Source organism: gamma proteobacterium symbiont of Lampromicra miyakona, assembly GCF_059730895.1.
Map to the genome: position 1 here is coordinate 603,564 of NZ_AP035933.1, position 25,791 is coordinate 629,354.

A 25,791-nucleotide genomic window follows, 5' to 3' on the forward strand; every position below is an offset into this window, starting at 1 on the left:
CCAGACGCCACGGCGAAGGAAATCAACGTGACACGTCATAACCATTATGGTCAGCCCATCGGTTTTGCCTTACCGGACTGGCAACCCGCCAGCTATCCGCCAGCAGAAAATCTGTCAGGGCGCTTTTGTCAGCTTGCGCCATTGCAGTTGAGCCACAGCCAGGCGCTGTTTACGGCATTTTCACTCGCCCCAGACGATCGCGACTGGACCTGGCTGGGCGCCAGCCGGCCACAGTCATTGATTGAGATGGAGAGCTGGATTGAGCATAAAATCAGCGATCGCCAGCTGGTGTGTTATGCCGTCATGGACAGACATCAGCGTGCCGTGGGTGTGGTTTGTTTTGCCAGTATTGATATGCAGAACGGCGCGATAGAAATCGGTCACGTCACCTGGTCACCGCTGATGCAGCGTAACGTCATGGGTACGGAAGCCTTGTTCCTGTTGCTGCGCCAGGCATTTGCGCTGGGCTATCGTCGCGTTGCATGGCGCTGTGATTCGTTAAACCTGGCTTCACGCCGGGCTGCCGAGCGCATTGGTTTCACCTTTGAAGGACGCTTTCGCCAGGCCATGACGCGTAAACAGCGCAATCGCGATACCGACTGGCTCTCAATGATTGATGGTGAATGGCCTGTTGTTCAGCAGGCACTTACAGCCTGGCTGGCACCAGACAATATGGATGATAACGGGTGCCAGCGGCGGACGCTGGCCGCGTTTTTCACTTCATCAGCACCTGGAACTGCGGATTAAACTCATCAAAAATTGGCAGAGCCGCTGCGCCGAGAGCGGCGGTGTCGCTGCCGGTCATGCCGGTCTTGAGTCGCGTGCCGGTCAGATAGCGGCCGCGCACCGATTGGTAGAGCGGCGGCAGGCGCTGGATAATTTTATCCAGCAACACTGCTGGCATCATGCCGCCGATAATCACGCTCTCGGCATCAAAGATACATTCCAGCATGTTTATACCCTGGCGCAGCGGCGTAAGCACAGTATCAATCCAGCGATCAAACAGCGCCGGATCAACCTGCAGTAAATCTTCCGGCAGCGCGCTCATCGGGTCGAGCCCGCAGAATTCGTAAGCGGCCTGCAGCGAAACATAACGCTCCAGGCAGCCATGATTGCCGCAGTAACACTCACGTCCACCGGGTTCCACCACCACATGCCCCACTTCACCGGCGTTGTGCGCATGGCCGCTGTACACATGGCCATCCATGATGATGCCCGCGCCCAGGCCCGTACCAATATACAGATAAATAAAGGAATTAAGATGACGCGCCACGCCGTGAAAGCGTTCGCCAATCGCCGCGACGGTGGCATCATTCTCCAGCGTCACCGGCAGTCCACTCATCTCAGCAAGACGCGCAGCGATATCAACATCCTCCCAGCCGTGCAGCGTGGTCGGCCCCATTGACGAGATACCCTCCACACCAAACGGCCCCGGCATCACCACGCCAATACCCAGCACTTTTTGCCAGCGCGGCCCGGTCTGCTGTTTGATCTCCGCCAGCACCCCGGCAATGCGCGCTAATGTGGCATCCGGCTGCGGTTTTTGCACCATAATAAGGCGGCGAAAATGGATTTCACCGGTGAGGTCCACCAGCACAATCAGTAGCGTCTGATGGTCGAGATGGATGCCGATGGAAAACGCACTGGCTGGATTCAGCGTCACCGGAATCGCCGGCTGACCGCGGCCCTGCTTGCGCGGCTGACGGCTGGTGAGCAGTTCCGCCTGCTCCAGTTCAGCGACGATATTCGAGACGGTTTGCGGTGTCAGCGCCGTCAGCCGCGCCAGCTCGGCACGGGTCAGCTCACCGTGCAGGCGTATCGCTTCGATAATCACCCGACGATTGTGCGCGCGCGCATGTTCCAGATTGGTTCCCGACGTTTTCATCCTGCTCGCTTCCCTCTTTTAACCACCGCTGCGGACCGCCGCCTCAATATCTATGATCGGACACACATTTTACAACCTGTTTACCTGACAGCGGCAAAAATCTGTGCAAAGTAGTGTCGGATGGCAGCGTTGTTTTCTGCCCTGGCACGTCCCTTGCTTTAGCTCACTGCTGTCAGCCACTGCGCGCTGGCAATCTGTGCGCGATATTAAATCAATCAAATTGATTTAATTAAACACCCTCTACTGCATGAAGGCGAGAACGCAATGAAAAATCAGATGAAAGGTTGTTTTGCCGCCGTACTGTTCGCCTGCGCGGGCAGCGCGGCAGCGGCTACCACTACGCTCAACGCCCTGTTTATGACGCAGGCGGCCTACAGTGAAAACGATATCCGCGCCATGACGCAGGCGTTTCAGACAGCGCACCCGGACGTGCAGGTCAATCTCGAGTTTGTTCCTTACGAAGCGCTGCACGATAAGATCGTCGCGGCACGCGGCGCGGGCGGCAATGGTTACGATGTGGTGCTGTTTGATGCCATCTGGCCGGCGGAATTCAGCAAGTTCGACCTGTTGCAGGATGTCAGCAGCCGTATCAGCGCAGATGAAAAAGAGAAAATCTTCCCCGGCGCAATGAACACCGTGGTGTTCAAAGGCAAAACACTAGGCATGCCGTGGATCCTCGACACCAAATATCTCTACTACAACAAAGCGATGCTGGAAAAAGCCGGCATCAAAGATCTGCCGCAAACCTGGCAGCAGGTGATGGATGATGCGCGCATCATTAAGCAGAAAAATATCGTTAAATATCCGCTGGTATGGAGCTGGTCACAGGCGGAAGCGCTGGTGTGTGACTACACCACGCTGGTCTCCGGCTTCGGCGGCAAATTCTATAACAACGGCAAGCTCGATTTCTCTACGCCAGCCTCGCTGCAGGCGGTGAAGCTGATGAAAAACTCGCTCGATGAGGGCCTGACCAACCCGGCTTCGCGCGAATATCTGGAAGAGGACGTGCGCAAAGCCTTTTCCAACGGCGATGCGGCTTTCGCGCTCAACTGGACCTACATGTACAACATGGCCAACGATGCCAAACAGAGTAAAGTCGCCGGCCAGGTTGGCATCATGCCCGCACCCGGCGATGCGCCCAATCGTTTCGGCGCGGTCAACGGTTCGATGGGTCTGGGCATTGCCAAAGGCAGCAGCCATCCGGAGCAAGCGTGGCAGTACATCAGTTACATGACTTCGCAGCCGGTACAGAATAAATACGCCACGCTCAGTCTGCCGATCTGGAAAAGCTCCTATCAGGATCCCGCGGTCAGTAAGAATCAGGAGAGCCTGATCGCTGCTGCCGACAAATCGCTGAATGTCATGCTGTCGCGTCCGGAAACCGCTGATTACTCACGTCTCTCCAACACCCTGCAGCAGCAGCTGCAACAGGTTCTGGTCGGCAGCGCGACACCGGAAGCGGCCATGCAGGCGGTAGACAAAAGTGCGGCGCGTCTGCGTTAAGGGGTCAGTATGCTGAGTTTGCGTCAACGCGAACAACGGCAGGCATGGGTGCTGCTGGCACCCATGCTACTGGTGATGCTGTTGCTCACCGCCTGGCCGCTGCTGCGCACTATCTGGCTGAGTTTTACCGATGCCGCGCTGATTGGCAGCGGCGGTGAAGCGCCGCAATGGATTGGCCTGGAAAACTATCTCTATGCCATTACCGATGCGGATTTTCAAACCTCGCTGTGGCGCACGCTCTACTTCACCGTGGTGTCAGTAGCGATTGAAGGCGTCATCGGCGTGCTGGTTGCGCTGCTGCTCAACCAGAAATTCGCCGGACGTAACGTGTTGCGCGTGCTGGTGATTCTGCCGTGGGCGCTACCAACCATTGTGAACGCCATGATGTGGCGCCTCAATTTCAATCCGGACTACGGCAGTATCAACGCCCTGCTGACACAACTCGGTATCATCGATGGCTACCGCAGCTGGCTGGGGTCGCCGGCTTCCGCGCTCAACGCGGTAATGTTTGCCGACATCTGGAAAAACTATCCGCTGGTGACATTGCTGGTGCTGGCGGCGCTGCAGTCGGTGCCGGAGGATCTCTACGAAGCGGCGCGGCTGGATGGCGCATCGGCATGGCGGCGTTTTCGTGCCATCACCTTTCCGGCGATTGTTGGCTCGCTCAGCGTGGCGCTGGTGTTACGCACCATCGACGCCTTTAAGATCTTCGACATCATCTATGTAATGACGCGCGGCGGTCCGGTCGACAGCACCAAAACGCTGAGCTTTTACGTCTATCAGGAATCATTCAGCTACCTGCGCGCCGGCAGCGGTGCGGCTTATGCCATGTTAATGACGCTGCTGTGCGCAGTGCTGATCACCCTTTACATGCTATTACTGTGGCGGCAGCGCCGTCGGGGAAGTGCCTATGAAGGTTAAACTGCGTACCTGCGCTAAATACGCGGCGGCGCTGCTGGTGGCGCTCTCCGTCGTGGCTCCGATGGGCTGGCTGTTTCTGATGAGCGTCAGCGCCACCAGCGATCTGACACGCGTGCCGCTGGAGTGGCTGCCGCGCCAGTGGGATTTCAGCCGCTACGGCAGGCTGATCTCGCTGGAACCCGGCCAGCCCGGCGCGCTGTTCCTGCATGCGCTGGGTAATAGCCTGCTGGTGGCAACCGGCGCAACGCTGGTGTGCCTGCTGCTGGCGATCCCGGCGGCGTTCAGCTTCTCGCGCTATCGCGGCCGTGACGGCTGGCTGTTCGCGTCTCTGGCCATCTATATGGTGCCGCCGGTGGCGTTTGTGCTGCCGCTCTACTTTCTGCTGCAGCAGTTCGATTTGCTTAACACCCGACCCGGTTTGATCATCGTGTACTGCTCGCTGATTTTGCCGTTTCTCACCTGGATGCTGAAAAACCAGTTTGATGCCCTGCCGCAGGATATCGAACAGGCCGCGCGTCTTGATGGTCTGCGCGTCTGGCAAGTGCTGCTGCGCATTACGCTGCCGCTGGCGAAACCGGTGCTGGGCGCGGCGGCGCTGTTTGGCTGGCTGCTGGCGTGGGATGAATTTTTCTACGCCCTGCTGTTCACCAGTAACATCGCCGCGCAAACCCTGCCGGTCACCATTGCCGGCTTTACCGCAGGCCGCGCCACCGACGATGGGCTGATTGCCGCCGTCGGTATTCTGGCGTCGGTTCCTCCTCTCTTTATCGCTATCTGGCTGCAAAAAACGCTGGTCAGCGGCCTTGCCAGTGGCGGGAGCAAAGGATGATGAGCAACAAGGAAGCCCGCGCCACGCTCTACGTGGTGGGCAATATCAATGTCGATGTCATCATGGGTACGCTGGACAGCTGGCCGCAGCGCGGCACCGAAGTGATGCTGCAGCACAGTGAGCTGCGTCCTGGCGGTTCGGCGGGCAACTGCGCGCTGGCGCTGGAAGCGATGCAGGTGCGCCATCGCGCCGTCGCTAATCAGGGTGATGACGGCCTCAGCGCATGGCTGGCGAGCCATTTTCCGCACAGCGCGGCGCACTGGACGCGCTACCCCTGCGAAACCTCGCTCACCGTTGGCGTCACGCACTCCGATCACGAGCGATCGTTCCTCAGCAATCTCGGTCACATTGTGCGGCTCAGCGCGCAGGACGTGTTGAGCCAGCTCCCGGCGCAAGCCAGCAGCGGCGATATCGTGCTGTTGTGCGGCACGTTTCTCTGCCTGCAACTGTATGACGACTATCCGCAGTTGCTGGCCGAACTGCATCAGCGCGGGTTTATCACCGCCGTCGATACCGGCTGGCCGCCGCAGGGCTGGAGCGATGAGGTACGCGTGCAGATCGCCCGCTGGCTGCCGCAGTGCGACTGGCTGCTGCTCAATGAAGTCGAAACGCTCGGGCTGAGTGGCGCAGATGATCTGCACACCGGTGCGCACCAGCTGGCGCAACGGCTCAGCGGGCGCGGCGGCTGCGTGGTGAAATGCGGTGCGCAGGGCGCGGGCTGCTGGCAACGTCAGCACAGCCTGCAACAGACTGGTCGCGCGGTCGCGGTGGTCGACACCATCGGTGCCGGCGACAGCTTTAACGCCGGCTTTCTCACCGCGCTGCTGCATCAGCAGGATCTTGCCACCGCGCTGCAATGGGGCATTGCGGTGGCCTCACTGGCAATCAGCACGCAGCCACGTCGCTATCCCGACTGGCAACAACTGCAACTATGCGCACAGGAGTTTTAAATTATGGCCGGAGTTGAACTCGTTAAAGTGGCCAAGCGCTACGGTAAACAGTCGGTGCTGCATCCGCTCGACCTGACCATTCCCGACGGCAGCTTTACCGTGCTGGTTGGCCCGTCCGGCTGCGGCAAGTCGACGCTGCTGCGCCTGCTCGCCGGACTGGAGAGTCTCTCCGACGGCGCGATTCTGATGGATAAAGTGCAGATTAACGATCGCGATCCCGCCGATCGCGACATTGCGATGGTGTTTCAGAGTTATGCGCTTTATCCGCATCTGACGGTGGCCGAAAACCTGGCGTTTCATATGCAGGTGAAAAAGGTACGTCGCGATGAGCAACAGCAGAAAATCGCGCGCATCGCCGCGATTCTTGGCATAGATAAGCTGCTGCAGCGCTACCCGCGCGCGCTCTCGGGTGGGCAGCGTCAGCGCGTGGCGATGGGCCGCGCCATGGTGCGTAATCCGCAGGTGTTTCTGTTTGACGAACCGCTCTCTAACCTTGATGCCCAGCTGCGCATGGAGCTGCGCGCCGAGATCAAGTCGCTGCATCAGCGTTTCAAAACCACCATGGTGTATGTCACGCACGATCAGGTAGAAGCGATGACGCTGGCCGACCAGATTGTGGTGATGAAAGAGGGACGCATCGTGCAACAGGGCGCACCGCTGGCGATCTACGATCGTCCGGCAGATACCTTTGTGGCGCGTTTTATTGGTTCGCCGCCTATGAACCTGTTACCGGCACAATTGCTGACGCATGACGGCGTGCCGGGCGTGCAGTGTCAGGACTGGTGGCAGCCGCTGCCCGCGCAGTGGCAGGCGGTGGCACGGGAACGTGAAGGCGCTGCCGTGACGCTGGGGGTGCGCCCGTACGATCTGTGCGAAGTGCAGGACGGCGCGCCTGCGAGGGTGAACGTGGTGGAGATTACCGGGGAATCAACCCTGCTGCACCTTGACTGGCACGGTCATGCGCTGCACATGCAGATGGCCGGACGGCATGCGGCCAGCAGTGGTGCGACGCTGCGCATCGGTTTCAATCCGCAAAAAATCCATCTGTTCGATGCCGAAAGTGGTTTACGCCTGGCGGAAAAGTAAGCGCGGTGCGGTTTTCAGGTGCCGGGGCGCATCAATGCGCACCCGGCTCAAAGACCTGTTATTACCTTGCAGGGTCAGCGTTTACGGTGACCAGACGGGCTGACTTTTTCCCCGGCGTCAACCTTCAGCCGTCACCGGCTGGAACGTCCGACGGTTGACGCTGGTCAGCACCACCAGCAGTGCCATCATCAGCAACTCCACCGCCAGCGTACCGCTGATGGCTGCCAGATGATTACCATGCTGATTGATCTGGGTGAACACGCCGCCGAGCAGCATCGGTCCCAGTCCCAGCGCCGATTGCTGCACGGTGGACAGCACCGCACTGCCTGCGCCGGCCTGATGATGCGGCACCCCACTCATGCCAATCCGGTAGAAGGTGCTGACAATAAACGACTGGCCAAAGCCAATCAGCGCGGTGGCCGGAATCAACGTAGCAATGCCCACCTGCGGCCACTTCAGCTGCAGCGTCGCGATCAGCGCCACCAGGCCGACCATCTGAATCGCACAGCCAGACAGTAACGTGGCACGTTTACCATAGCGCTCAACCATGCGGGTAGTACGCATTGAGCCGATAAAATAGGCCGCGCCCAGGGCAATAAACGCGTTGCCGGACTGGAAAGCGGTCATGCCGATGCCGGATTGCAGCGTCAGCGCCACCGCGAACATAAAGCCGCTCCAGCAGGAGAAAAACAGCACCGCCAGCGTCAGACCAAAACGCACGCTGGAGAGACGCAGCAGCGAGGGCGGCAGCAGCGGCGATCCGCCAGCGGCTTCCAGTCGCAGCGCGCTGTGGCGCAGTCGATGCAGAAACAACGGAAACAGCGCCAGCAGTAACAGGCACGGCCACGACCAGTGCAGCAGCGGCCCCAGTGCCAGGGCCAGCATCAGACAGCCAATCGCGCCAGCCAGCAGCAGCGTACCGCTCACATCCACCGGCACGCGCTTGAGGTTATGCGTTTCCGGCACGAAGCGGCGCGCGGTTAGCAGGACGAACAGGCAGATCGGCAGGTTGATGAGAAACACGCTGCGCCAGCCGTAGCCGCCAATATCGGCTTTGATCAAAAAACCGCCCAGCACCTGGCCAATAATAAAAGCCAGCCCGCCGATACCGCCGTACAGGCCAATCGCCCGCGCATGTGCCCTGCCCTGCAGCGTAACGTGCAGCGTGGCGAGAATCTGCGGCACCATAAAAGCGGCACCGACGCCCTGCAGCGCGCGCGCAAACATCAGCATGCCGACGCTGTTAGCGATGCCGCACAATAATGACGCAATGCCAAAGATCCAGACGCCAGCCAGAAACACGCGACGGCGGCCAAAGTTATCGCCCAGGCGTCCGCCCATCGCCAGACAAATAGCAAAAGCGATACCGTACACCGCCACGATCAGCGCCAGCGCGATCGGCGAGGCACGCAGCGATTGCGCCATCGCATCCAGCGCGACGTTGACTATGGAAAAGTCGATCATCGGCAATAGCTGCCCGGCCAGCAGGACCACCAGTCCTGCACGTTGAAGTTGCGATGTCTGCATAGCGTTAACCTTGTTTTTAGTTTCACTACGGCATAGCATCACCTAACCATTAAACGGGTACCAGTTCTTGATTATCATGGTATAAATTCTACCCGTCTCGTCTGGAGAGCTGCTGATGAGCACCGCGCAAACCCTTACCCCCGCTGAGCTGAACAACCGTAAATTACTCGGTACCTTTTTACGTACGCGCCGTGAGAGCCTTGATCCTAACCGCCTCGGTTTACCGCGTATGCGTCAGCGCCGCACGCCGGGTTTACGCCGTGAAGAGGTGGCGCAGCTGGCGGATGTCGGCGTCACCTGGTACACCTGGCTGGAACAGGGGCGCGATATCAAAGCCTCCACCAAAACGCTGACGGCCATCGCCAGCGCCCTGCAATGCAATGATGTTGAGACGCAGCATCTTTTCTCGCTGGCCGGACACACCCTGCCATCGACGCGCGTCGCCGCTGCCTGCTGCAAACTCGCCGGACATAATCAGCAAATGCTGGATGCCATTCAGCTGCCGGCGATCATCGAAACGCCGCGCTTCGATATCCTCGGCTATAACCAGGCGTGGTGTGCACTGATGGGCGTCGATTTAGCCCAGATCGCGCCGGAAGATCGCAACTGTATCTGGCTGGCGTTCAACCATGCCGGCTGGCGCAACGTGATGACCGACTGGGACGAAGTAATGCCACAGATGGTGGCGATGTTTCGCGGTCAGATGGGCGAGCATCTGGGCGATCCGCACTGGGAGAGCTTCCTGGCGCGATTGCTGAACAGTTCCGATGAGTTCGCGCACACCTGGCAGCGCTACGAACTGGGCAAGGTAGAAAACCGCGTGAAACGCTTTTACCGTGCCGAAGTGGGCGAAATGACCCTGCGCCAGAACAACTGGTGGTCGGCGTCACGCAACGGCGACCGCCTGCTGGTGTATGTGCCGGATGATGCCGCCAGCGCAGCGGCGCTGCAGCAGTTAACGGCGCGCTGAATCCTGCCGCTTTCTTAGCATGTCAGGCTGAAGGTGTTTATACGTTGTATCGACATCATCACGGCTATACAATGTATACACATCCTTCGGAGGCCTGTTATGACGACCGTCACCTTAAAGAAATGGGGCAACAGTCCCTCGATTCGCATCCCATCCAGCGTGATGCAATCCGCGTCGCTCAGCGTGGACGATAAACTGGAACTCAGCGTTGAAGATGGCAAGCTGATCCTTGTGCCGCTCAGGGAAAAGGTGTATTCACTGGACGCTCTGCTGGACGAGATCACCGACGATAACGTCCATGATAAAATTGATTTTGGACCTTCAGTGGGCAAGGAAAGAATCTGATGGTGTCACGTTTTGTTCCCGATGCAGGCGATCTCATCTGGCTGGATTTTGATCCCACCCTTGGCCATGAACAGGGCGGCCATCGTCCTGCGGTTGTGCTGAGTCCCTTTGCCTATAACAACAAGGTCGGCATGTTGTTGTGCGTCCCGTGTACCACCCAGGTCAAAGGCTATCCTTTCGAAGTTTCCCTTGTCGGTAGCCGTGATAGTGTGGCGCTGGCCGATCAGGTCACCTCCATCGACTGGCGCGCCAGAAAAGTGGTGAAAAAAAGCCATGTGACCGCCGAGGAACTGAGTGAGATTCGCGCTAAAGCTAAAGCGCTGATTGGCTGACGTCCGTTATCTTTGCCATCGCCACCGATAAGAATGTCCTGCGCTATCCCCAACCTTATTTATCCTGACTATGCTTATCAGACGATAATAAATTCAGGAGAGCGCATGAAACTACTTTATTTCGTTTCGCTTATTGCTGCAGCCGGTTATTTACTGGCTTTCTTACCTAAACTGCGCACCCGTCGCGAGCCTGTGGCTTATTGGGGGTGCTGGGCTTATTTAGGTCTGAACGCGGTATATTGGGCAGTATTTGCGTTTCGCTATTATTTTCTGCGCTAACCGTGGTAACGTCATGAAGGAGTTATGTTATGTCAGAAAACAATCGCGATCGGATGCCCTATTTACTCTATTTTTCCCGTCAGCGTTTACTGGTGGAAAATATCGACGGCCATATCGTTGATATTGGCGGTGCGGAAAGAGTGGGCGATCGTTATCGCTGGCAGCTGGATGGTAAAGATGCCGGGGGAGAAACGGAGCAGGAAGTGGACGAATTACTGGCCGAGGTGGAAAAACACCTGAGCTTTTTGTTCGTCGATGGCCAGTTTACCAGCCTGCCCGATGTCAGTGCTGATTATGGCGATCGGCTGGATAACGCGCCCTCACGGCAAATTGCACTACCCGAGCTCAACGACCGCGATGAAGATATCGTGCGTTAAGCCACAGAAGCAGGCTGCCGTCAGGCAGCCTGTCAGCACTCAGGCCGCCGGTGTGGTACTGGCCATACCGGGCACCAGAATCACTTTGCGGCAATCCTCTTTGCGTTTTTCAAAGATTTCATAGCCGCGCGCGGCCTCTTCCAGCGGCATATGGTGCGTCACAATCTCTTCCGGCGTCAGCAGCCCTTGCTCAATCAGCGACAGCAGGCGCGGTAAATAAGCCTGCACATGCGTCTGGCCCATTTTAAACGTCAGTCCTTTATCGAATGCATCGCCAAACAGGAAGCCGTGGATAAAGCCGGCATACACGCCCGGCACGCTGACCACACCTCCACGGCGCACCGCCGCAATGCACTGCCGCAGCGCCTTCCCGCTGCTGCCCTCCAGCTTCAGATTACTCATCACCGTTTCCGTCAGGCTGCCCTTGGCTTCAAAACCTACCGCATCGATTACCGCATCAACGCCCCGGTGGCCCTGGGTATGATCAATGATCCAGCCAGCAGGATCGTCGATTTCGTCAAAATTGATCGGCGTAACCCCATAACGCTGGCGGGCAAACTCCAGTCGATAAGCGTTGTGGTCAATCATAAAGATCTCTTCCGCCCCAACCAGGCGCGCGCAGGCGGCGCTCAGTAACCCGACCGGGCCGGCGCCAAAAATGGCGACGCTGGAGCCTTTATCCAGTCCGGCATTTTGCACTGCCTGCCAGGCGGTGGGCAGGATATCGGAGAGAAACAGCACTTTCTCATCCGGTAGCGCCAGCGGCACTTTAAACGGCCCGACATTGGCTTTTGGCACCCGTACATATTCCGCCTGGCCGCCCGGCACGCCGCCGTACAGTTTGCTGTAGCCAAATAACGCTGCAGGCGGGGTAATATTTTTCTTGTTTAAAATAGCACCGCGCCCGCTATTGGTATTTTCACAGGCCGCATACTGATGCAGATGACAAAAGAAACAGTCGCCACAGGCAATAACAAAGGGCACCACAACGCGATCGCCAATTTTTACGTTGGTAACCTCACTTCCCGCTTCGACCACTTCACCCATAAATTCGTGACCAAATATATCACCGTGATCGGTACCGGGAATTTTCCCGCGATAAAGATGTAAGTCGGAGCCGCAAATTGCCGTCGCGGTGACGCGTAAAATAATGTCGTCCGGCTGCTCTAAAATCGGGTCAGGAACAGTTTCAACGCGCACCCGATGTGGGCCATGATAAGTTAACGCTTTCATAATCAGCTCCTCATAAATAAGCGTAACGAAAGGTTGTCTTTATTTAACCTGAATCGCTTAAGCCTGGTAGTAATAGTCGAATAGGCAAGCGTATCGGTATCGGGTGCAGAGCGGGGTCCGGCGCAGTTGCGCTTTGTGCGATATCTCGCAGAGAGGCATTTCTTACAGCAACGGCTAAAAATAATACTGGATATGCAAACAGTACATTGTATACTTATCCAGCAGTCTGATGGACTGTTCCACGTTTGTAAGAGGTGATACTGATGATGATCTCAACGGAAAGTCTTGCTGCTCTCAACGCAACTCTGCTGATGAGCAGCCGTGAAATTGCCAGAATAACCGGCATCACGCATGGCGAAGTGAAGCGCCTGATTAAAAGCCTGGAAACCGCGCAGCGCCTTTCCCAGCCTGTCACGGTGAATCATTACGAGCATGAAGGTGAGACACGTCAGGAGTTTCAGCTGAATAAACGTGACTCGCTGCTGGCGGTTGCTCGTCTTTCCCCCGGCTTTACCGCCGAACTGCTGGACCGCTGGCAGGAGCGGGAAAAATTCACCCATCTGCCCGACTTCACCAATCCGGCGGAAGCGGCCCGTGCCTGGGCAGAACAGTTTGAGCAACGCCGTGCGGCGGAACAGCAACTGGCGCTGACGGCCCCAAAGGCAGAATTCTTTGATCGCTTTGTTGATGTGCATGAGTCGCTGGGTTTTCGCCAGCTGTGCAAAATGCTCAAGGTGAAAGAGCCGGAGTTTCGGCAGTTTCTGCTTGAGCGCAACATTATGTACCGTGACAAAGGTGCGCTGACGCCACAGCAGCACCATCTGCAGGCTGGCTATTTTGCACTGCGCAGCGGAATGGGTGAAAACCAGCATGCTTTTTCGCAGGCACGATTCACCGCGAAAGGCGTGAAGTGGGTTGCCAGTCTGTGGGCCGGTCATGTCGCTGCACGGCCAAATGGTGTCGCTGCCTGATATTCAGCCGGTCAGGACGACCGGCTGGATTCGCTTAGCGCTGATGGCGGCGGCGCTGTAGCCGATGGCGAAACTGCCTGACCTCTTCGCGTGACCAGCAGCGAGAGGAGAGCGGCAGGCTGTCATCAACCGCCGCCGGCAGCGGCAATTTTTCCAGCGTGCCACGATTACACATAGCACGCGCCAGCGTGGTACAGGGGATATCAAGGTAATGCGCCATCTGCGGCAGCGTCATCAGAGTGGTACGCATACTCACCTCCATTTGGCTTATGTTTCGCCTTTCATGGTTGAGCAGCCCGGCAGATGTTTTTTTGATCGCGATCAGCCTACGCCTTAATTCAGGTTAAAAATTAATCAACCCGCTACCCTGTGGTCTGCGCCATCGCTTCGCTCACTGTGCCGCCGGAAAGTTTCGCTGAATCGGTGCAAACGCGCTGGCGGTTTTGCCGATCAGCCGTTGTGGCCGGAACTCTTTCAGCAGGTCGCTGGGACTATCGCCGATCAGCTCTTGCGCCACCAGCCGGCCAATCAACGGTGACAGCGTGATGCCACTGTGCGTCACCGCGACATACACGCGCTGATGCGGGGTGACAAAGCCCAGTGCCGGCAAGCCATCAGCCGGACGCGCCCGCTGCCCGACGACAATCTGCTCGATCTGCAACGCACCAGCCGTGGCAAACAGCGCACGGTAGCGCTCACGAAACTGATCGGCAATGGCACCATGAGTCGACGGCGGCGCGCCCGGATCGGCCAGATGATCGAGATCCAGCGCCTGTAACAGTAACCGCCCGCCGCCGTCCGGCCGCACGTTCAGCTGCGGAGAAATCAGGTTGGTGCCAAGCGATAACGGCTGCGGTGCAGTGCGCGCCAGAAAGCTGCAGGCCACCGCATCAGGCTTGCTGGTGTCAATCAGCGCCAGTTCCAGACCAAGCGTATGCAGCAGCTGATTGGCCCAGCGTCCGGTCGCCAGCACCAGCCGGTCGCCCTGCCACTGCTCACCCTGCTCCAGCTGCACCGTCACGCCTTCCGCATTTTCACTAATGTGCTGAATCGCCTGATGCTGATGCAGTACCACGCCGTGCGCCTGCGCCTCTGACCAAAGCCGTGCCAGATACAGCGCTGGATAGAGCACCGATTCCGTTGGAAAATGCCAGATGCTGCCGTGTACCGCAGACGCGCGCAGTTCAGGAATTTCCTGCTGCAGCTCGGCCAGCGTCCTTTGCCGTGCCGCATAGCCAGCGGCCTGCAAGGCGGTGGCACGCTGCTGCAGTTGCTGTTCGGCTTCACCCGCGCCGGCCCACTCCCAGGTGCCACAAGGTTCCAGCCAGCGCACGCCATTGGTCTGCGTCAGCTGCAGCCGGATATGCTCCTCCATCGCCAGCGCATTGAGGCGGTGATAGCTGGCAGGCTGTTTGCCGTTGGAGTTCACCCAGGCAAATGTGGTGCTGCTGGTGCCCGCGCCCATGTGTTGCCGGTCAAAGAGGGTCACCTGCGCCCCCTGCCGCGCCAGCGCCCACGCCACGGCAAGGCCGATCACACCCGCACCGATTACCGCCACTTTTTGCGTCGTCATAGCTGTCTCCTCTGATTGCCCGTCATCATAACAGTCACCGCAGTGAAAACTGGCTTGAGGGTCATAGGAATTACTTCTCAGATTATTCAATAAATAAAAAAAGCGTGACGGTGCGTTAAAGTCGCTTCGCTCGCTGGCGCACTCCCCTTACCGGGTCTACGGTTAATTGAAAAAGCACAAGAATTTAACTAACCATGGAAAGCCGCTATGACCGCCCATGTCGATACCACAGCAAGCCAGGAAAGCGATCTCCTTCAGTTGCATCACGCATTGCAGGCTCATCTTGAACATTTATTGCCTGCCGGGCAGCAGGCCGATCGCGTTCGGGCTGCGATGCGTGCCGGCACGCTGGCACCGGGTAAACGTATTCGTCCGCTCTTGCTGCTGCTGGCAGCACGCGATATGGGCTGTGACGTGGCGCAGCAGGGCATCCTTGATCTTGCCTGTGCGGTCGAAATGGTGCACGCCGCCTCACTGATCCTTGACGACATTCCATCAATGGATAACGCCCGGATGCGACGTGGACGCCCGGCAATCCACTGTGAATATGGGGAAAACGTGGCGATCCTGGCGGCGGTCGCGCTACTCAGCCGCGCCTTTGAGGTGATTGCCCTCGCGCCGGGTCTGCCGGCAACGCACAAAGCCGAAGCCATTGCCGAGCTCTCCTCTGCCGTGGGCCTGCAGGGACTGGTTCAGGGTCAGTTCCAGGATCTGCATGACGGCGCACACAGCCGCAGTCCGGAAGCCATCACCCTGACCAATGAACTGAAAACCAGCGTCCTGTTTCGCGCCACGCTGCAGATGGCGGCGATTGCGGCCGATGCGTCAGTGCAGGTACGTCAGCGTTTAAGCTATTTTGCGCAGGATTTAGGTCAGGCTTTCCAGTTACTGGACGACCTGGCGGATGGCTCTAAGCACACCGGCAAGGACTGTCATCAGGATCAGGGCAAATCCACTCTGGTGCAGATGCTGGGCCCGGAAGGGGCTGAACGTCGTCTGCGCGACCATCTAAGCAGCGCCGATGCACACCTTGCCTGCGCCTGCCATCGCGGTGTCGCCACCCGTCAATATATGCACGCCCTGTTTAATCAACAGCTGGCGATGTTTAACTGAAGCCGGTCATACCTATGGGGCATTTTGCCGTTATTGCGCCACCGCTCTACAGCCACTTTCACGCATTGCAGGCGCTGGCGCAAACGCTGCTGGCGCGCGGACACCGCATCACCTTTATCCAGCATTGCGATGCACGCACCTTGCTGAGCGACGAGCGCATTGCCTTTGTGGCCGTCGGCGAGCGCACGCATCCTGCCGGATCGCTCTCCAGCGAACTCAGGCGGCTGGCGGCACCGGGCGGGCTGTCGCTTTTTCGCGTGATTCACGATCTGGCCAGCACCACCGATATGCTGTGCCGCGAACTGCCCGCGGTGCTGAAACGGCTGCAGGTCGATGGCGTGATTGCCGACCAAATGGAAGCGGCTGGCGGTCTGGTGGCAGAGGCGTTACAGCTGCCGTTCGTGTCGGTGGCCTGCGCGCTGCCGGTCAATCGCGAAGCGGCCATTCCGCTGGCGGTAATGCCCTTTCGCTTTGCTCAGGATGAGAAAGCGCTGCAGCGCTATCAGGCCAGCAGTGACATCTACGACCGCATCATGCGTCGTCATGGCGCTGTCATCGCTCGTCATGCGCGCGCCTTCGGCCTGCCCGAGCGCCATGGCTTACATCAGTGTCTGTCGCCGCTGGCGCAAATCAGTCAGCTGGTGCCCGCTTTTGATTTTCCGCGTCAGCAACTGCCAGCCTGCTATCACAGCGTGGGTCCGCTGCGAACTCCAGTCGCTAGCGGCGCGCTCGCCGCTCCCTGGCCAGCGCTGCGCCAGCCGGTGGTGTATGCCTCGCTAGGCACGCTACAGGGGCATCGTTTTCGCCTGTTTCTGCACCTGGCCCAGGCCTGCCGCAATCAGCAGCTGTCGCTGGTGGTGGCGCACTGTGGCGGGTTGACCGCCAGCCAGGCAAATCAGCTCAGACTGGCCGGTGCTGCGTGGGTGACCGATTTTGTGGATCAGCGGGCGGCGCTGCAGCATGCGCAACTGTTTATCACTCACGCCGGTCTGAACAGTGCGCTGGAAGCGCTGGAGTGTGGCACGCCGATGCTGGCGCTGCCGATCGCCTTCGATCAGCCCGGCGTGGCGGCACGTATTGAGTGGCACGGCGTCGGCCGGCGCGCCTCACGTTTCAGCCGCGTCGCGCAGCTGGAGCACCACCTGCAACAGTTGCTGAGTGACGATCGCTATCGTCTGCGCATGTCAGCCATTCAGGCGCAGCTGCAGCGGGCCGGTGGCTGTACGCGCGCGGCGGATATTGTCGAGCAGGCGCTGTGTCAGCAGCAAATCGTGCTGGCGGAGGCCACCTGATGCGCGCACCTTACGATGTCATTCTGGTCGGTGCCGGCCTGGCCAACGGGCTGATTGCGCTGCGTTTACGCCAGCTGCAGCCCGCACTTAAGGTTTTGCTGCTGGAGAGTCAGGCGCAGCCGGCCGGCAATCATACCTGGTCGTTCCATCGCGAAGACGTCAGCGAAGCGCAGTTCCGCTGGCTCGAGCCGCTGCTTTCGGCGCGCTGGCCCGGTTATCAGGTACGCTTCCCCACCCTGCGTCGCCAGCTGGATGGAGAATATTGCTCGATTGCCTCGGAGGCTTTTGCCCGGCACTTACAGCAGGTGCTCGGTGCCGCGCTACGCACCGCAGCGCCGGTCAGCGAGGTCTCGCCCACCGGGGTCAGACTGGCGGATGGCGGGATGTTACAGGCGCAGGCGGTGATTGACGGACGCGGACTGCAGCCGACACCGCATCTGCAGCTCGGCTATCAGGCATTTGTCGGTCAGGAGTGGCAGCTGGCCGCGCCGCATGGCCTGCAGCAGCCAATATTGATGGACGCCAGCGTCGATCAACAGCAGGGTTATCGCTTTGTTTACACCCTGCCGCTCAGTGCCAGCCGTTTACTGATTGAAGATACCCACTACATCAACCATGCCACGCTCGATGCCGCACAGGCGCGCCGGCACATTGCGGACTATGCCCACCAGCGCGGCTGGAATCTGAGCCAGCTGCTGCGCGAGGAGCACGGCTCGCTGCCGATCACGCTCAGCGGCGATATCGATCAGTTCTGGCAACAGCAGCACGGACAACCGTGCAGCGGGCTGCGCGCCGGACTGTTTCACGCCACCACCGGTTACTCGCTGCCCGCCGCGGTGGCGCTGGCGGAGAAGATTGCCAGCACGCTGCCCGCCGATGCCCATACGCTGAGCCACTGCATCGAATCCTTTGCCCGTCAGCACTGGCGCGAGCAGCGCTTTTTCCGTCTGTTGAATCGCATGTTGTTTCTTGCCGGACGGCCTGAACAGCGCTGGCGCGTGATGCAGCGTTTTTACCGGCTTGACGCCGGATTGATTAGCCGCTTTTACGCCGGGCAACTTCGCCTCAGCGATAAAGCACGCATTCTGTGCGGCAAACCGCCGGTCCCTCTCGGCGAAGCGCTGCGCGCATTGATGATGACCTCTCCGTTACCAGGGAAGAAATAATGAAACGCACCTATGTGATTGGCGCAGGCTTCGGTGGCCTGGCGCTGGCGATTCGTCTGCAAGCGGCCGGCGTGCCGGTCACGCTGCTGGAGCAGCGCGATAAACCTGGCGGGCGCGCCTATGTTTATCAGGATCAGGGTTTTACCTTTGATGCCGGTCCGACGGTGATTACCGATCCCAGCGCTATCGAGGCGCTGTTTACGCTGGCAGGCAAGCAACTCAGTGATTATGTCGACCTGATGCCGGTGACGCCGTTTTATCGCCTGTGCTGGGAAGACGGCAGGCAGCTGGACTACGACAACAATCAGGCGCAGCTGGAGCAGCAGATTGCCACTTTTAATCCCCAGGATGTCGCCGGTTACCGCCAGTTTCTGGCCTATTCACAGGATGTGTTTCGTGAGGGCTATCTGAAACTGGGCACCGTACCTTTTCTGCATTTCCGCGACATGCTGCGTGCCGGGCCACAGCTGGGTCGGCTGCAGGCCTGGCGCAGTGTCTACAGCATGGTGGCGAAATTTATTCAGGACGATCATCTGCGCCAGGCTTTTTCCTTTCACTCGTTGCTGGTCGGCGGTAATCCTTTTGCAACGTCTTCGATCTATACCTTAATTCACGCACTGGAGCGCGAATGGGGCGTGTGGTTTCCGCGCGGCGGTACCGGTGCGCTGGTTGATGGCATGGCGCGGCTGTTTCGCGATTTGGGCGGTGAACTGCTGCTCAACGCCGAAGTCAGCCAGCTGGAGACCGAGGGTAACCGCATCAGCGGTGTCCAGCTGAAGGATGGGCGCCGTTTTGCCGCCGCCGCCGTTGCGTCAAATGCTGACGTGGTGCATACCTACGATCGCCTGTTAAGCCAGCATCCTGCGGCGCGTAAACGCGCGGCAACGCTGAAGCGCAAGCGGATGAGCAACTCGCTGTTTGTACTCTATTTTGGTCTTAATCATGCCCACCCGCAGCTGGCGCACCACACGGTGTGCTTTGGTCCGCGCTATCGTGAATTGATCGATGAGATCTTCAATAGCAGCCAGCTGGCGGAAGATTTCTCGCTGTATCTGCACGCGCCCTGCTCCAGCGATCCGTCGCTGGCACCGGCGGGCTGCGGCAGTTTTTACGTGCTGGCGCCGGTGCCGCATCTCGGTACCGCCGCAATTGACTGGCAACAGGAAGGGCCGCGCTTGCGCGATCGCATTTTTGCTTATCTGGAGGAGCACTATATGCCGGGTCTGCGACAGCAGTTAGTGACACACCGTATGTTTACGCCGTTTGATTTTCGCGACACGCTGCACGCGCATCAGGGCTCAGCGTTTTCGCTCGAACCCATTTTGACGCAAAGCGCCTGGTTCCGGCCGCATAACCGCGATGCCGACATTAGTAACCTTTATCTGGTGGGGGCTGGCACGCATCCCGGTGCCGGTGTACCAGGCGTGATCGGCTCCGCGAAAGCGACCGCCCAGCTGATGGTGGAGGATCTGATCGGATGAACCAACCGCCGCTGATTGAGCAGGTCACGCAAACCATGGCGCAGGGCTCCAAAAGTTTCGCCAGCGCTACCCGGCTGTTTGATCCTCCAACGCGCCGCAGTACGCTGATGCTGTACGCCTGGTGTCGTCACTGTGACGACGTGATAGATGGTCAGACGCTGGGCGAAGGCGGCACGCAGCACGCGGTGGCGGATGCTCAGGCACGGATGCGCCACCTGCAAATCGAAACCCGCCGCGCCTATAGCGGTGCCCACATGGATGAACCGGCGTTTCGTGCCTTTCAGGAAGTGGCGCTGACACATCAGCTTCCCCAGCAGCTGGCGTTTGATCATCTGGAAGGGTTTGCGATGGATGCGCGTGAAGAACGTTACGCGTGTTTCGGGGACACGCTGCGTTACTGCTATCACGTGGCCGGCGTGGTGGGGTTAATGATGGCGCGCGTGATGGGCGTGCGTGATGAGCGCGTACTCGATCACGCCTGTGATTTGGGTCTGGCGTTTCAGCTGACCAATATCGCACGGGATATCGTTGAGGACGCGGAGAATGGCCGTTGCTATCTGCCACAAAGCTGGCTGGATGAGGCCGGACTGAGCGCCGCCCAGCTTGCCGATCCGCAACATCGCGCAGCGCTGGCCCCGCTGGCAGCGCGTCTGGTGCAAGAGGCCGAGCCGTACTATCAGTCAGCGCGCAGCGGGCTGCCCGGATTGCCGCTCCGTTCGGCGTGGGCGATCGCCACCGCGCGCGGCGTTTACCGGGAAATTGGCGTAAAAGTGCAGCATGCCGGTGCCCGGGCGTGGGATGCGCGCCAGCGCACCAGTAAAGGCGAAAAGCTGGCGCTGCTGGTGAAAGGTGCCGGCGTCGCGCTTACTTCGCGCCTTGCTCATCCCCAGGCGCGTCCTGCCGGTCTGTGGCAGCGTCCGCGTTGACACGACGCCCATGGCGCTGGCGCAGCGTCGCCTGCAGTTTGTGCAGCGGCGGGGCGTAAAGAAAGCCAAAGGAAACGCAGCCTTCCCGTCCCCGCACCGCATGATGCATGCGGTGCGCCATATACAACCGCTTCAGATAGCCTTTGCGCGGAATGTAGCGGAACGGCCAGCGCTGATGGACCAGGCCGTCATGCACCATAAAATAGAGCGCGCCATAAGTCGTCATGCCAGCGCCAATCCATTGCAGCGGCCAGGCACCGTTGACACCCAGCCATATCAGGCCAATCGACAGCAGTGCAAACACCACGGCATACAGGTCGTTGAGCTCAAATTTGCTCTCATGCGGTTCATGATGCGACAAATGCCAGCCCCATCCCCAGCCATGCATAATGTATTTATGCGACAGCGCCGCGACGATCTCCATCAGTATCACGGTAGCCAGCAGGATAAGCGCATTCCATAACCAGAGCATCATTGGTCCATTTGCGAAGAGTGAGAGTATAAAGGTGGACGTGGATAGCGAAAGGCGCAAGTCTCCGGCAAAAAAACGCACCGGCAGCGTAAATACCAGCCAGGTCACAGACGCGTGCTGTCACCGTCAGACAAGCTAAGCGGCAAGGAGATTATCCTGCATGGCGGCCGGGTGGGTCTGCTTTACATCGATTTAACAGCTGGTTAGTATAGCCAGCGGTTCAGCGGTCCAGGCTGCTGCGTACGCGTTAACGTCAATCAACGCACCATATGCAGAGACTTTCTGCCTCATTTCTATGGTGCGCAAACATGTCCCATATCGCTTTATCTGCTGATTCTGCCCTGCGTCGTTCCGGGTTTTTCCTGCTGCTGCTGTTACTCACCGCCGCCAACTTACGCACGCCCATCACCGCCACCGGGCCGGTACTGGAAAATATTCGCCTGACATTTGGCCTGAGCGCCAGCGCTGCCGGCGTGATTAACTTTTTACCGCTGCTGATGTTCGCCACGCTGGCACCGCCAGCCGCCTGGTTTGGCAATCGCTTTGGCCTGGAGCGCAGTCTGTGGGGGGCGTTACTCCTGATCGTCCTGGGTTCACTGCTGCGAATCAGCGGCAGCGAAACGGCACTGTGGCTGGGTACGCTGATTCTCAGCAGCGGGATCGCGGCGGCCAACGTCCTGCTGCCGCCGCTGATTAAGCGTGATTACACCGCGCACACCGCGCGTTATATCGGGCTGTATGCCATGACCATGGGCATCACCGCCAGCATCGCTTCCGGCGTGGCCGTGCCGCTGGCCGAACTCAGCAGCGCCGGCTGGCGTCTGTCTCTGGCGGTCTGGCTGATTCCGGCTCTGGTCGCGCTGCTGGCGTGGCTGCCGCAGCTGAAAAATCCCGCGACGCGTGAGCAGCGCGCGACAGAGGTCACCGTAACGCGTTCGCCGTGGCGTTCCGCGATCGGCTGGCAGGTTTCGCTGTTCATGGCCAGCCAATCGCTGCTGTTTTATACCCTGATTGGCTGGTTTACCCCGTTCGCACAGGATAATGGCATCAGTCAGCTTCAGGCGGGCGGCATGTTGTTCGTCTATCAAATTGTGGCGATCGCCTCCAATCTGGCTTGTATGCGGGCGCTGAAGCAGCTGCGCGATCAGCGTCTGATCGGGCTGCTGGCTTCGCTGTCGATCTTCATCGCGGTGACCGGCCTGCTGCTGGCACCCGCATGGTCGCTATTGTGGCTGATTCTGGCAGGCCTCGGTGCGGGCGCCTCGCTGCTGATCAGCCTGTCACTGTTTAATTTACGCACCCGGGACCATCGCCAGGCCTCGAAACTCTCCGGCATGGCGCAGTGCGTGGGGTACGGGCTGGCGGCGCTGGGACCGCTGTGCTTCGGCATGCTGCATGATGTCAGCGGTAGCTGGCAGCTCCCGCTGCTGATGCTGTTGGCGGTAAGCGCGCTGCAAATGGCGATGGCGCTGCTGGCCGGACGCGACCGCGCTATCTGACCTCAGACCGTGACGGCGTTAAGCGCCTCCTGCCGTTCCAGTTCGCGCACGCGTGGGATCACTTCACGCCCAAAGAACTCCACCTCTTCATGGAAATGCAGAAACGCCAGCAGCAGTAAATCCACGCCAGCGCGTTTCTGCTCCATGATGCGCTCAGCAATTTGCTGCGGCGTGCCAATCAGATTGGTTTTGAAACCGTCGTTGTATTGCACCAGATCCTCGAAGGAGGATTTGGCCCAGTTGCCCTCGCCTTCCGGCGACGCGCTGCCGGCATTTTTCACCTCATGCTGGAAGCCTTTCACTGCATCCGGATTGGCTTTGGCGATGATCTCCTGCAGCACCGCCTGGGCTTCCTGTTCGCTCTCGCGGGCGATGACAAAACCATTCAGGCCGATTTTAACGGCGTGCTGATTGACGGCGGCTTTGGCGCGGATATCGTCTACCTGCTGCCGTACGCCCTGAGGCGTGTTGCCGTTGGTGAAGTACCAGTCAGACACCCGTGACGCCATGTCGCGCGCGGCGCGCGAGCTGCCGCCCTGAAAAATTTCCGGCAGCGGATCGAGCGGTTTAGGCTTGAGCGCGTAGTCGCGGAAGCGATAAAAATCTCCGGCGAAGCTGAAGCTGCTTTCACGCCAGATGCCGCGCAGGCAGCGAATAAACTCTTCCGAACGCAGATAGCGCTCTTCGTGATCGAGCCAGGGTTCACCAATCGCTTTGAACTCGCCGCGAAACCAGCCGCTGACAATGTTCACCGCGATGCGCGGACCGTACAGATGGCTGATGGTAGCGATCTGCTTCGCCGCCAGCGTCGGGTTCCACGGCCCCGGCAGCAGCGCGGCAATCACTTTGAGTTTTATGGTGTGGCTCAGCAGATCCTGAGAGAAGGTGACTGATTCGTGCTGATTATCCGCGCCATAGCCAGCGGTGAAGCGAATCTGCGTCAGGGCATAATCGAAGCCAGCGCGTTCAGCGATTTTCGCCAGTTCACGGTTGTACTCCGCGTCCCAGCGCGTGCGCTGCTCGATCTGACTGATAACTAAACCACCTGAAACATTAGGTACCCAGTAAGCAAACTGCAGCGGTTTTACCTGTGACATAGGTTTCTCCTGAGACTTCTTATAGCTGGATTAACGGAAAATTATCTTCATTAATGCTTTTGGCTATAAGAGGCTATGCAGTGAGCGTGCCAGTTCCTGGCAGAGATTAAACGCCTGATTTGCGGGCTAACTGAATGAGAGGATGAGGAATGTCTGTTGCGGATGCAGCAGCCGCTGTCGCCAGGCTGTTGCAATTGCAGCCGCTCCGGCGAAAAGGGCGCTACTCCGCGTGCTGAAAAGCCTGCAGCGCGCTTCGGGTGGCGGCATCGTCAACGGCGGCGCTGAGCAACGCATCAAGCAGACCGGGAAAGCGCGCGTCCAGATCGTCGCGCCGCAGTGACAGCAGATTCTCGCGGCCAGAGGGTTTTTGCCAGATTACGCCGCTGTCACGCAGTACCCGCCAGTGGTGGGTTAAGGTTGATTTGGACACGCCTTGCAGCAGCGAACCGCAGCTGCGCGCCTCCCCCTGTGCCAGCAGCGCGACGACCGCCATGCGCATCGGATTGCCCAACGCGGTCAGCACATTCTCCAGCCTGATGGCGTCACGCGACGGATGATTTTCCAGCATTGCTTATCTCTGTAAGGGCGTAAGACAGCAAATTATCCGTGAGTCGGCGGGCGATGTATAGCGCAGTACGAGCGGTGCGCCAATCGCGCTGCGCTAATTTACGATGTCACATTGCTGCTCTATGCTTGTCACCATCTTCCACTCTTTCTTCATCACAACATGAATGCAAATCCGATAGCGCATCCCGCTACTTTGCGGTCCCTCCAGGCGTTGTGTCTGGTCAATTTTTTCATGGCCGACGTGCGGGATGGACTCGGCCCTTTCCTGGGGATCTTTCTTACTGAGCATGGCTGGAGAGCGGATGATATTGGCTGGGCGATGACTGCCGGCGGTTTAGCCGGTCTGCTGGCTACGCTGCCGGCGGGTCTGGCAACCGATGCCACGCACCATAAAAAAGGGCTGCTGATTCTGGCCTCACTGCTCATTACGCTGGCCACCCTGATGCTGTGGTGGTTTCCATACGGTGGAGTGGTAGTGGGCTCGCAGGTGGTTACCGGCCTCGCGGCCGCGCTTATTGCCCCATTACTGACCGGCGTGACCCTCGGCCTGACCGGCTCTCAGGGGTTCAGCCAGCAGATGGGGAGAAACGAGGCGTTCAATCATGGCGGCAATATGACTGCCGCGCTGTTTGCCGGGTTTGCCGTCTGGCTGTGGGGCACCGATGCGGTTTTTATCCTGATGACCGCGATGGCACTGTGCGCATGTTTTGCCGTGGCCGCCATTCAGCGTAACGCGATCGATGACCGCGCGGCGCGCGGCGGTGCCCGACAGCAGGCCGCAGAGCTTCCTGGTTTCTCTGCCCTGCTGCGCAATCCGGTGCTGCTGATTACCGGCCTGACGCTGCTGCTGTTTCACCTCGGCAACGCCGCGCTGTTGCCAATGCTGGGCATTCGCGCGGCGGCAACGCACAGCGGACAGCTCAGCCCCGGTGTTTATACCGCTGCAACCGTGGTGATTTCGCAATGCGTGATGATTCCCGTGGCGTTATTCGCCGCCCGAAACGCCAGCCGCCTCGGTTTTCCGCTGCTGATCACCCTCGCGCTGGTGGTGCTGCCGGTGCGTGCCGGCATCGCCTCCCTGTTCGATGGCACCTATGCGATGGTACCGGTACAGATTCTTGATGGTCTGGCCGCCGGGCTGCTGGGCGTGGCAGTACCGGGCTACATCGTCAGTGTGCTTGATGGCAGCGGACACACCAATGCCGGCCAGAGTTTCGTCATGCTGATGCAGGGCGTGGGCGCGGCATGCAGCCCGGCACTGACCGGCAGCATCGCCGCCGCCTGGTCTTATCAGGTCGCTTTCGCCGTGCTCGGCAGCATCGCCCTCGCCGCACTGATGCTCTGGAGCCTCAGCCAGCGCATCCGATGGGTTAAAAGCCGGGCGTGAGGTGATATCT

General features: G+C 59.2%; 27 protein-coding genes. 19 read left to right on the plus strand and 8 right to left on the minus strand.

The features are described from left to right. The first annotated feature begins 27 nt into the window (after positions 1–27). Positions 28–747: a GNAT family N-acetyltransferase gene (locus AC6I8P_RS22310; RefSeq protein ID WP_498031241.1), complete on the plus strand. Its 720-nt coding sequence runs from the start codon at positions 28–30 to the stop codon at positions 745–747. Here the strand turns inward: AC6I8P_RS22310 and AC6I8P_RS22315 are convergent. After that, positions 716–1,885: an ROK family transcriptional regulator gene (locus tag AC6I8P_RS22315; RefSeq protein WP_058759002.1), complete on the minus strand. Its 1,170-nt coding sequence runs from the start codon at positions 1,883–1,885 to the stop codon at positions 716–718. The two genes, AC6I8P_RS22310 and AC6I8P_RS22315, sit on opposite strands and share 32 nt — an antisense overlap. Positions 1,886–2,149: 264 nt before the next feature. Here AC6I8P_RS22315 and AC6I8P_RS22320 point away from each other — a divergent pair, with 264 nt between their 5' ends. Genes AC6I8P_RS22320 through AC6I8P_RS22340 form a run of 5 tightly spaced genes read left to right on the plus strand, consistent with a single transcriptional unit; the run spans position 2,150 to position 7,174 of the window. Continuing rightward, positions 2,150–3,388 carry an extracellular solute-binding protein gene (locus AC6I8P_RS22320; protein WP_150360091.1) on the plus strand — a complete coding sequence of 413 codons (1,239 nt, stop codon included), beginning with the start codon at positions 2,150–2,152 and terminating at the stop codon, positions 3,386–3,388. Positions 3,389–3,397: 9 nt separating this feature from the next. Then, entirely contained in the window at positions 3,398–4,309 is a 912-nt protein-coding gene (locus AC6I8P_RS22325) for a carbohydrate ABC transporter permease (RefSeq protein ID WP_021508901.1), read from the plus strand. Further along, the gene (locus AC6I8P_RS22330; RefSeq protein WP_021508900.1) at positions 4,299–5,138 is read left to right on the plus strand and encodes a carbohydrate ABC transporter permease; all 840 of its coding nucleotides are present in this window, start codon (positions 4,299–4,301) and stop codon (positions 5,136–5,138) included. Before AC6I8P_RS22325 ends, AC6I8P_RS22330 begins: the two co-directional genes overlap by 11 nt. Next, positions 5,138–6,088, plus strand: coding sequence for a carbohydrate kinase family protein (locus AC6I8P_RS22335; RefSeq protein WP_481658302.1), 951 nt, complete (start codon positions 5,138–5,140; stop codon positions 6,086–6,088). Before AC6I8P_RS22330 ends, AC6I8P_RS22335 begins: the two co-directional genes overlap by 1 nt. A 3-nt stretch (positions 6,089–6,091) precedes the next feature. After that, entirely contained in the window at positions 6,092–7,174 is a 1,083-nt protein-coding gene (locus tag AC6I8P_RS22340) for an ABC transporter ATP-binding protein (protein WP_481658266.1), read from the plus strand. Between the two features lie 117 nt (positions 7,175–7,291). Here AC6I8P_RS22340 and AC6I8P_RS22345 read toward each other — a convergent pair whose 3' ends face one another. Further along, positions 7,292–8,701 (minus strand): MFS transporter, encoded by a 1,410-nt coding sequence (locus AC6I8P_RS22345; protein WP_058758997.1) that lies wholly within the window; start codon positions 8,699–8,701, stop codon positions 7,292–7,294. Positions 8,702–8,816: 115 nt separating this feature from the next. On the opposite strand from AC6I8P_RS22345, the gene AC6I8P_RS22350 reads away from it, so the two are divergent. From AC6I8P_RS22350 to AC6I8P_RS22370, 5 genes are all read left to right on the plus strand, one after another. Beyond that, positions 8,817–9,671: a helix-turn-helix transcriptional regulator gene (locus tag AC6I8P_RS22350; protein WP_058770343.1), complete on the plus strand. Its 855-nt coding sequence runs from the start codon at positions 8,817–8,819 to the stop codon at positions 9,669–9,671. Between the two features lie 99 nt (positions 9,672–9,770). Further along, complete coding sequence (locus AC6I8P_RS22355) at positions 9,771–10,016, plus strand: AbrB/MazE/SpoVT family DNA-binding domain-containing protein (RefSeq protein WP_058770344.1); 246 nt, start codon at positions 9,771–9,773, stop codon at positions 10,014–10,016. Next, on the plus strand, positions 10,016–10,348 hold the full coding sequence (gene mazF / locus AC6I8P_RS22360; protein ID WP_166710532.1) for an endoribonuclease MazF: 333 nt from the start codon (positions 10,016–10,018) through the stop codon (positions 10,346–10,348). The genes AC6I8P_RS22355 and mazF overlap by 1 nt, the downstream gene beginning before the upstream one ends. 105 nt (positions 10,349–10,453) lie before the next feature. Next, complete coding sequence (locus tag AC6I8P_RS22365; protein ID WP_021508895.1) at positions 10,454–10,627, plus strand: hypothetical protein; 174 nt, start codon at positions 10,454–10,456, stop codon at positions 10,625–10,627. A 29-nt stretch (positions 10,628–10,656) separates the two neighbouring features. After that, positions 10,657–11,004 carry a hypothetical protein gene (locus AC6I8P_RS22370; protein WP_021508894.1) on the plus strand — a complete coding sequence of 116 codons (348 nt, stop codon included), beginning with the start codon at positions 10,657–10,659 and terminating at the stop codon, positions 11,002–11,004. Between the two features lie 39 nt (positions 11,005–11,043). On the opposite strand, the gene AC6I8P_RS22375 is transcribed toward AC6I8P_RS22370, so the two are convergent. Then, on the minus strand, positions 11,044–12,237 hold the full coding sequence (locus AC6I8P_RS22375; protein ID WP_058781047.1) for a zinc-dependent alcohol dehydrogenase: 1,194 nt from the start codon (positions 12,235–12,237) through the stop codon (positions 11,044–11,046). A gap of 263 nt (positions 12,238–12,500) precedes the next feature. Between AC6I8P_RS22375 and AC6I8P_RS22380 the strand changes: the two genes are divergently transcribed. Continuing rightward, entirely contained in the window at positions 12,501–13,208 is a 708-nt protein-coding gene (locus AC6I8P_RS22380; RefSeq protein ID WP_021508892.1) for a phage antirepressor KilAC domain-containing protein, read from the plus strand. 34 nt (positions 13,209–13,242) lie between these two features. Here AC6I8P_RS22380 and AC6I8P_RS22385 read toward each other — a convergent pair whose 3' ends face one another. Then, positions 13,243–13,458: a hypothetical protein gene (locus tag AC6I8P_RS22385; protein ID WP_021508891.1), complete on the minus strand. Its 216-nt coding sequence runs from the start codon at positions 13,456–13,458 to the stop codon at positions 13,243–13,245. Positions 13,459–13,599: 141 nt separating this feature from the next. Further along, positions 13,600–14,871 carry an NAD(P)/FAD-dependent oxidoreductase gene (locus AC6I8P_RS22390; protein ID WP_498031242.1) on the minus strand — a complete coding sequence of 424 codons (1,272 nt, stop codon included), beginning with the start codon at positions 14,869–14,871 and terminating at the stop codon, positions 13,600–13,602. Positions 14,872–14,988: 117 nt separating this feature from the next. Between AC6I8P_RS22390 and AC6I8P_RS22395 the strand changes: the two genes are divergently transcribed. Genes AC6I8P_RS22395 through crtB form a run of 5 tightly spaced genes read left to right on the plus strand, consistent with a single transcriptional unit; the run spans position 14,989 to position 20,759 of the window. Continuing rightward, positions 14,989–15,894, plus strand: a complete 906-nt coding sequence (locus AC6I8P_RS22395) for a polyprenyl synthetase family protein (RefSeq protein ID WP_022547229.1) — start codon at positions 14,989–14,991, stop codon at positions 15,892–15,894. Between the two features lie 14 nt (positions 15,895–15,908). Next, on the plus strand, positions 15,909–17,186 hold the full coding sequence (locus AC6I8P_RS22400; RefSeq protein WP_498031243.1) for a glycosyltransferase: 1,278 nt from the start codon (positions 15,909–15,911) through the stop codon (positions 17,184–17,186). Further along, complete coding sequence (crtY, locus tag AC6I8P_RS22405; RefSeq protein WP_125310191.1) at positions 17,186–18,352, plus strand: lycopene beta-cyclase CrtY; 1,167 nt, start codon at positions 17,186–17,188, stop codon at positions 18,350–18,352. Before AC6I8P_RS22400 ends, crtY begins: the two co-directional genes overlap by 1 nt. After that, the gene (locus AC6I8P_RS22410; protein WP_498031244.1) at positions 18,352–19,833 is read left to right on the plus strand and encodes a phytoene desaturase; all 1,482 of its coding nucleotides are present in this window, start codon (positions 18,352–18,354) and stop codon (positions 19,831–19,833) included. The genes crtY and AC6I8P_RS22410 overlap by 1 nt, the downstream gene beginning before the upstream one ends. Continuing rightward, positions 19,830–20,759, plus strand: coding sequence for a 15-cis-phytoene synthase CrtB (crtB, locus tag AC6I8P_RS22415; RefSeq protein WP_498031245.1), 930 nt, complete (start codon positions 19,830–19,832; stop codon positions 20,757–20,759). The genes AC6I8P_RS22410 and crtB overlap by 4 nt, the downstream gene beginning before the upstream one ends. On the opposite strand, the gene AC6I8P_RS22420 is transcribed toward crtB, so the two are convergent. Continuing rightward, positions 20,698–21,231 carry a sterol desaturase family protein gene (locus AC6I8P_RS22420; protein ID WP_262264257.1) on the minus strand — a complete coding sequence of 178 codons (534 nt, stop codon included), beginning with the start codon at positions 21,229–21,231 and terminating at the stop codon, positions 20,698–20,700. The two genes, crtB and AC6I8P_RS22420, sit on opposite strands and share 62 nt — an antisense overlap. Before the next feature lie 308 nt (positions 21,232–21,539). Here AC6I8P_RS22420 and AC6I8P_RS22425 point away from each other — a divergent pair, with 308 nt between their 5' ends. Continuing rightward, positions 21,540–22,730: an MFS transporter gene (locus AC6I8P_RS22425; RefSeq protein ID WP_498031246.1), complete on the plus strand. Its 1,191-nt coding sequence runs from the start codon at positions 21,540–21,542 to the stop codon at positions 22,728–22,730. A gap of 2 nt (positions 22,731–22,732) precedes the next feature. On the opposite strand, the gene sfnG is transcribed toward AC6I8P_RS22425, so the two are convergent. Further along, on the minus strand, positions 22,733–23,827 hold the full coding sequence (gene sfnG, locus AC6I8P_RS22430) for a dimethylsulfone monooxygenase SfnG (RefSeq protein ID WP_477529857.1): 1,095 nt from the start codon (positions 23,825–23,827) through the stop codon (positions 22,733–22,735). A 220-nt stretch (positions 23,828–24,047) separates the two neighbouring features. Further along, positions 24,048–24,395, minus strand: a complete 348-nt coding sequence (locus AC6I8P_RS22435) for an ArsR/SmtB family transcription factor (protein WP_498010406.1) — start codon at positions 24,393–24,395, stop codon at positions 24,048–24,050. A 159-nt stretch (positions 24,396–24,554) separates the two neighbouring features. Between AC6I8P_RS22435 and AC6I8P_RS22440 the strand changes: the two genes are divergently transcribed. Beyond that, positions 24,555–25,781, plus strand: a complete 1,227-nt coding sequence (locus AC6I8P_RS22440; protein ID WP_127835015.1) for an MFS transporter — start codon at positions 24,555–24,557, stop codon at positions 25,779–25,781. Positions 25,782–25,791: the final 10 nt, after the last annotated feature.

Bases quoted from the DNA above. Each gene is read 5' to 3' on its own strand.
- AC6I8P_RS22315 (WP_058759002.1), bottom strand. From the start codon at position 1,885: ATGAAAACGTCGGGAACCAATCTGGAACATGCGCGCGCGCACAATCGT.
- AC6I8P_RS22320 (WP_150360091.1), top strand. From the start codon at position 2,150: ATGAAAAATCAGATGAAAGGTTGTTTTGCCGCCGTACTGTTCGCCTGC.
- AC6I8P_RS22325 (WP_021508901.1), top strand. From the start codon at position 3,398: ATGCTGAGTTTGCGTCAACGCGAACAACGGCAGGCATGGGTGCTGCTG.
- AC6I8P_RS22330 (WP_021508900.1), top strand. From the start codon at position 4,299: ATGAAGGTTAAACTGCGTACCTGCGCTAAATACGCGGCGGCGCTGCTG.
- AC6I8P_RS22335 (WP_481658302.1), top strand. From the start codon at position 5,138: ATGAGCAACAAGGAAGCCCGCGCCACGCTCTACGTGGTGGGCAATATC.
- AC6I8P_RS22340 (WP_481658266.1), top strand. From the start codon at position 6,092: ATGGCCGGAGTTGAACTCGTTAAAGTGGCCAAGCGCTACGGTAAACAG.
- AC6I8P_RS22345 (WP_058758997.1), bottom strand. From the start codon at position 8,701: ATGCAGACATCGCAACTTCAACGTGCAGGACTGGTGGTCCTGCTGGCC.
- AC6I8P_RS22350 (WP_058770343.1), top strand. From the start codon at position 8,817: ATGAGCACCGCGCAAACCCTTACCCCCGCTGAGCTGAACAACCGTAAA.
- AC6I8P_RS22355 (WP_058770344.1), top strand. From the start codon at position 9,771: ATGACGACCGTCACCTTAAAGAAATGGGGCAACAGTCCCTCGATTCGC.
- mazF (WP_166710532.1), top strand. From the start codon at position 10,016: ATGGTGTCACGTTTTGTTCCCGATGCAGGCGATCTCATCTGGCTGGAT.
- AC6I8P_RS22365 (WP_021508895.1), top strand. From the start codon at position 10,454: ATGAAACTACTTTATTTCGTTTCGCTTATTGCTGCAGCCGGTTATTTA.
- AC6I8P_RS22370 (WP_021508894.1), top strand. From the start codon at position 10,657: ATGTCAGAAAACAATCGCGATCGGATGCCCTATTTACTCTATTTTTCC.
- AC6I8P_RS22375 (WP_058781047.1), bottom strand. From the start codon at position 12,237: ATGAAAGCGTTAACTTATCATGGCCCACATCGGGTGCGCGTTGAAACT.
- AC6I8P_RS22380 (WP_021508892.1), top strand. From the start codon at position 12,501: ATGATGATCTCAACGGAAAGTCTTGCTGCTCTCAACGCAACTCTGCTG.
- AC6I8P_RS22385 (WP_021508891.1), bottom strand. From the start codon at position 13,458: ATGCGTACCACTCTGATGACGCTGCCGCAGATGGCGCATTACCTTGAT.
- AC6I8P_RS22395 (WP_022547229.1), top strand. From the start codon at position 14,989: ATGACCGCCCATGTCGATACCACAGCAAGCCAGGAAAGCGATCTCCTT.
- AC6I8P_RS22400 (WP_498031243.1), top strand. From the start codon at position 15,909: ATGGGGCATTTTGCCGTTATTGCGCCACCGCTCTACAGCCACTTTCAC.
- crtY (WP_125310191.1), top strand. From the start codon at position 17,186: ATGCGCGCACCTTACGATGTCATTCTGGTCGGTGCCGGCCTGGCCAAC.
- AC6I8P_RS22410 (WP_498031244.1), top strand. From the start codon at position 18,352: ATGAAACGCACCTATGTGATTGGCGCAGGCTTCGGTGGCCTGGCGCTG.
- crtB (WP_498031245.1), top strand. From the start codon at position 19,830: ATGAACCAACCGCCGCTGATTGAGCAGGTCACGCAAACCATGGCGCAG.
- AC6I8P_RS22420 (WP_262264257.1), bottom strand. From the start codon at position 21,231: ATGCTCTGGTTATGGAATGCGCTTATCCTGCTGGCTACCGTGATACTG.
- AC6I8P_RS22425 (WP_498031246.1), top strand. From the start codon at position 21,540: ATGTCCCATATCGCTTTATCTGCTGATTCTGCCCTGCGTCGTTCCGGG.
- sfnG (WP_477529857.1), bottom strand. From the start codon at position 23,827: ATGTCACAGGTAAAACCGCTGCAGTTTGCTTACTGGGTACCTAATGTT.
- AC6I8P_RS22435 (WP_498010406.1), bottom strand. From the start codon at position 24,395: ATGCTGGAAAATCATCCGTCGCGTGACGCCATCAGGCTGGAGAATGTG.
- AC6I8P_RS22440 (WP_127835015.1), top strand. From the start codon at position 24,555: ATGAATGCAAATCCGATAGCGCATCCCGCTACTTTGCGGTCCCTCCAG.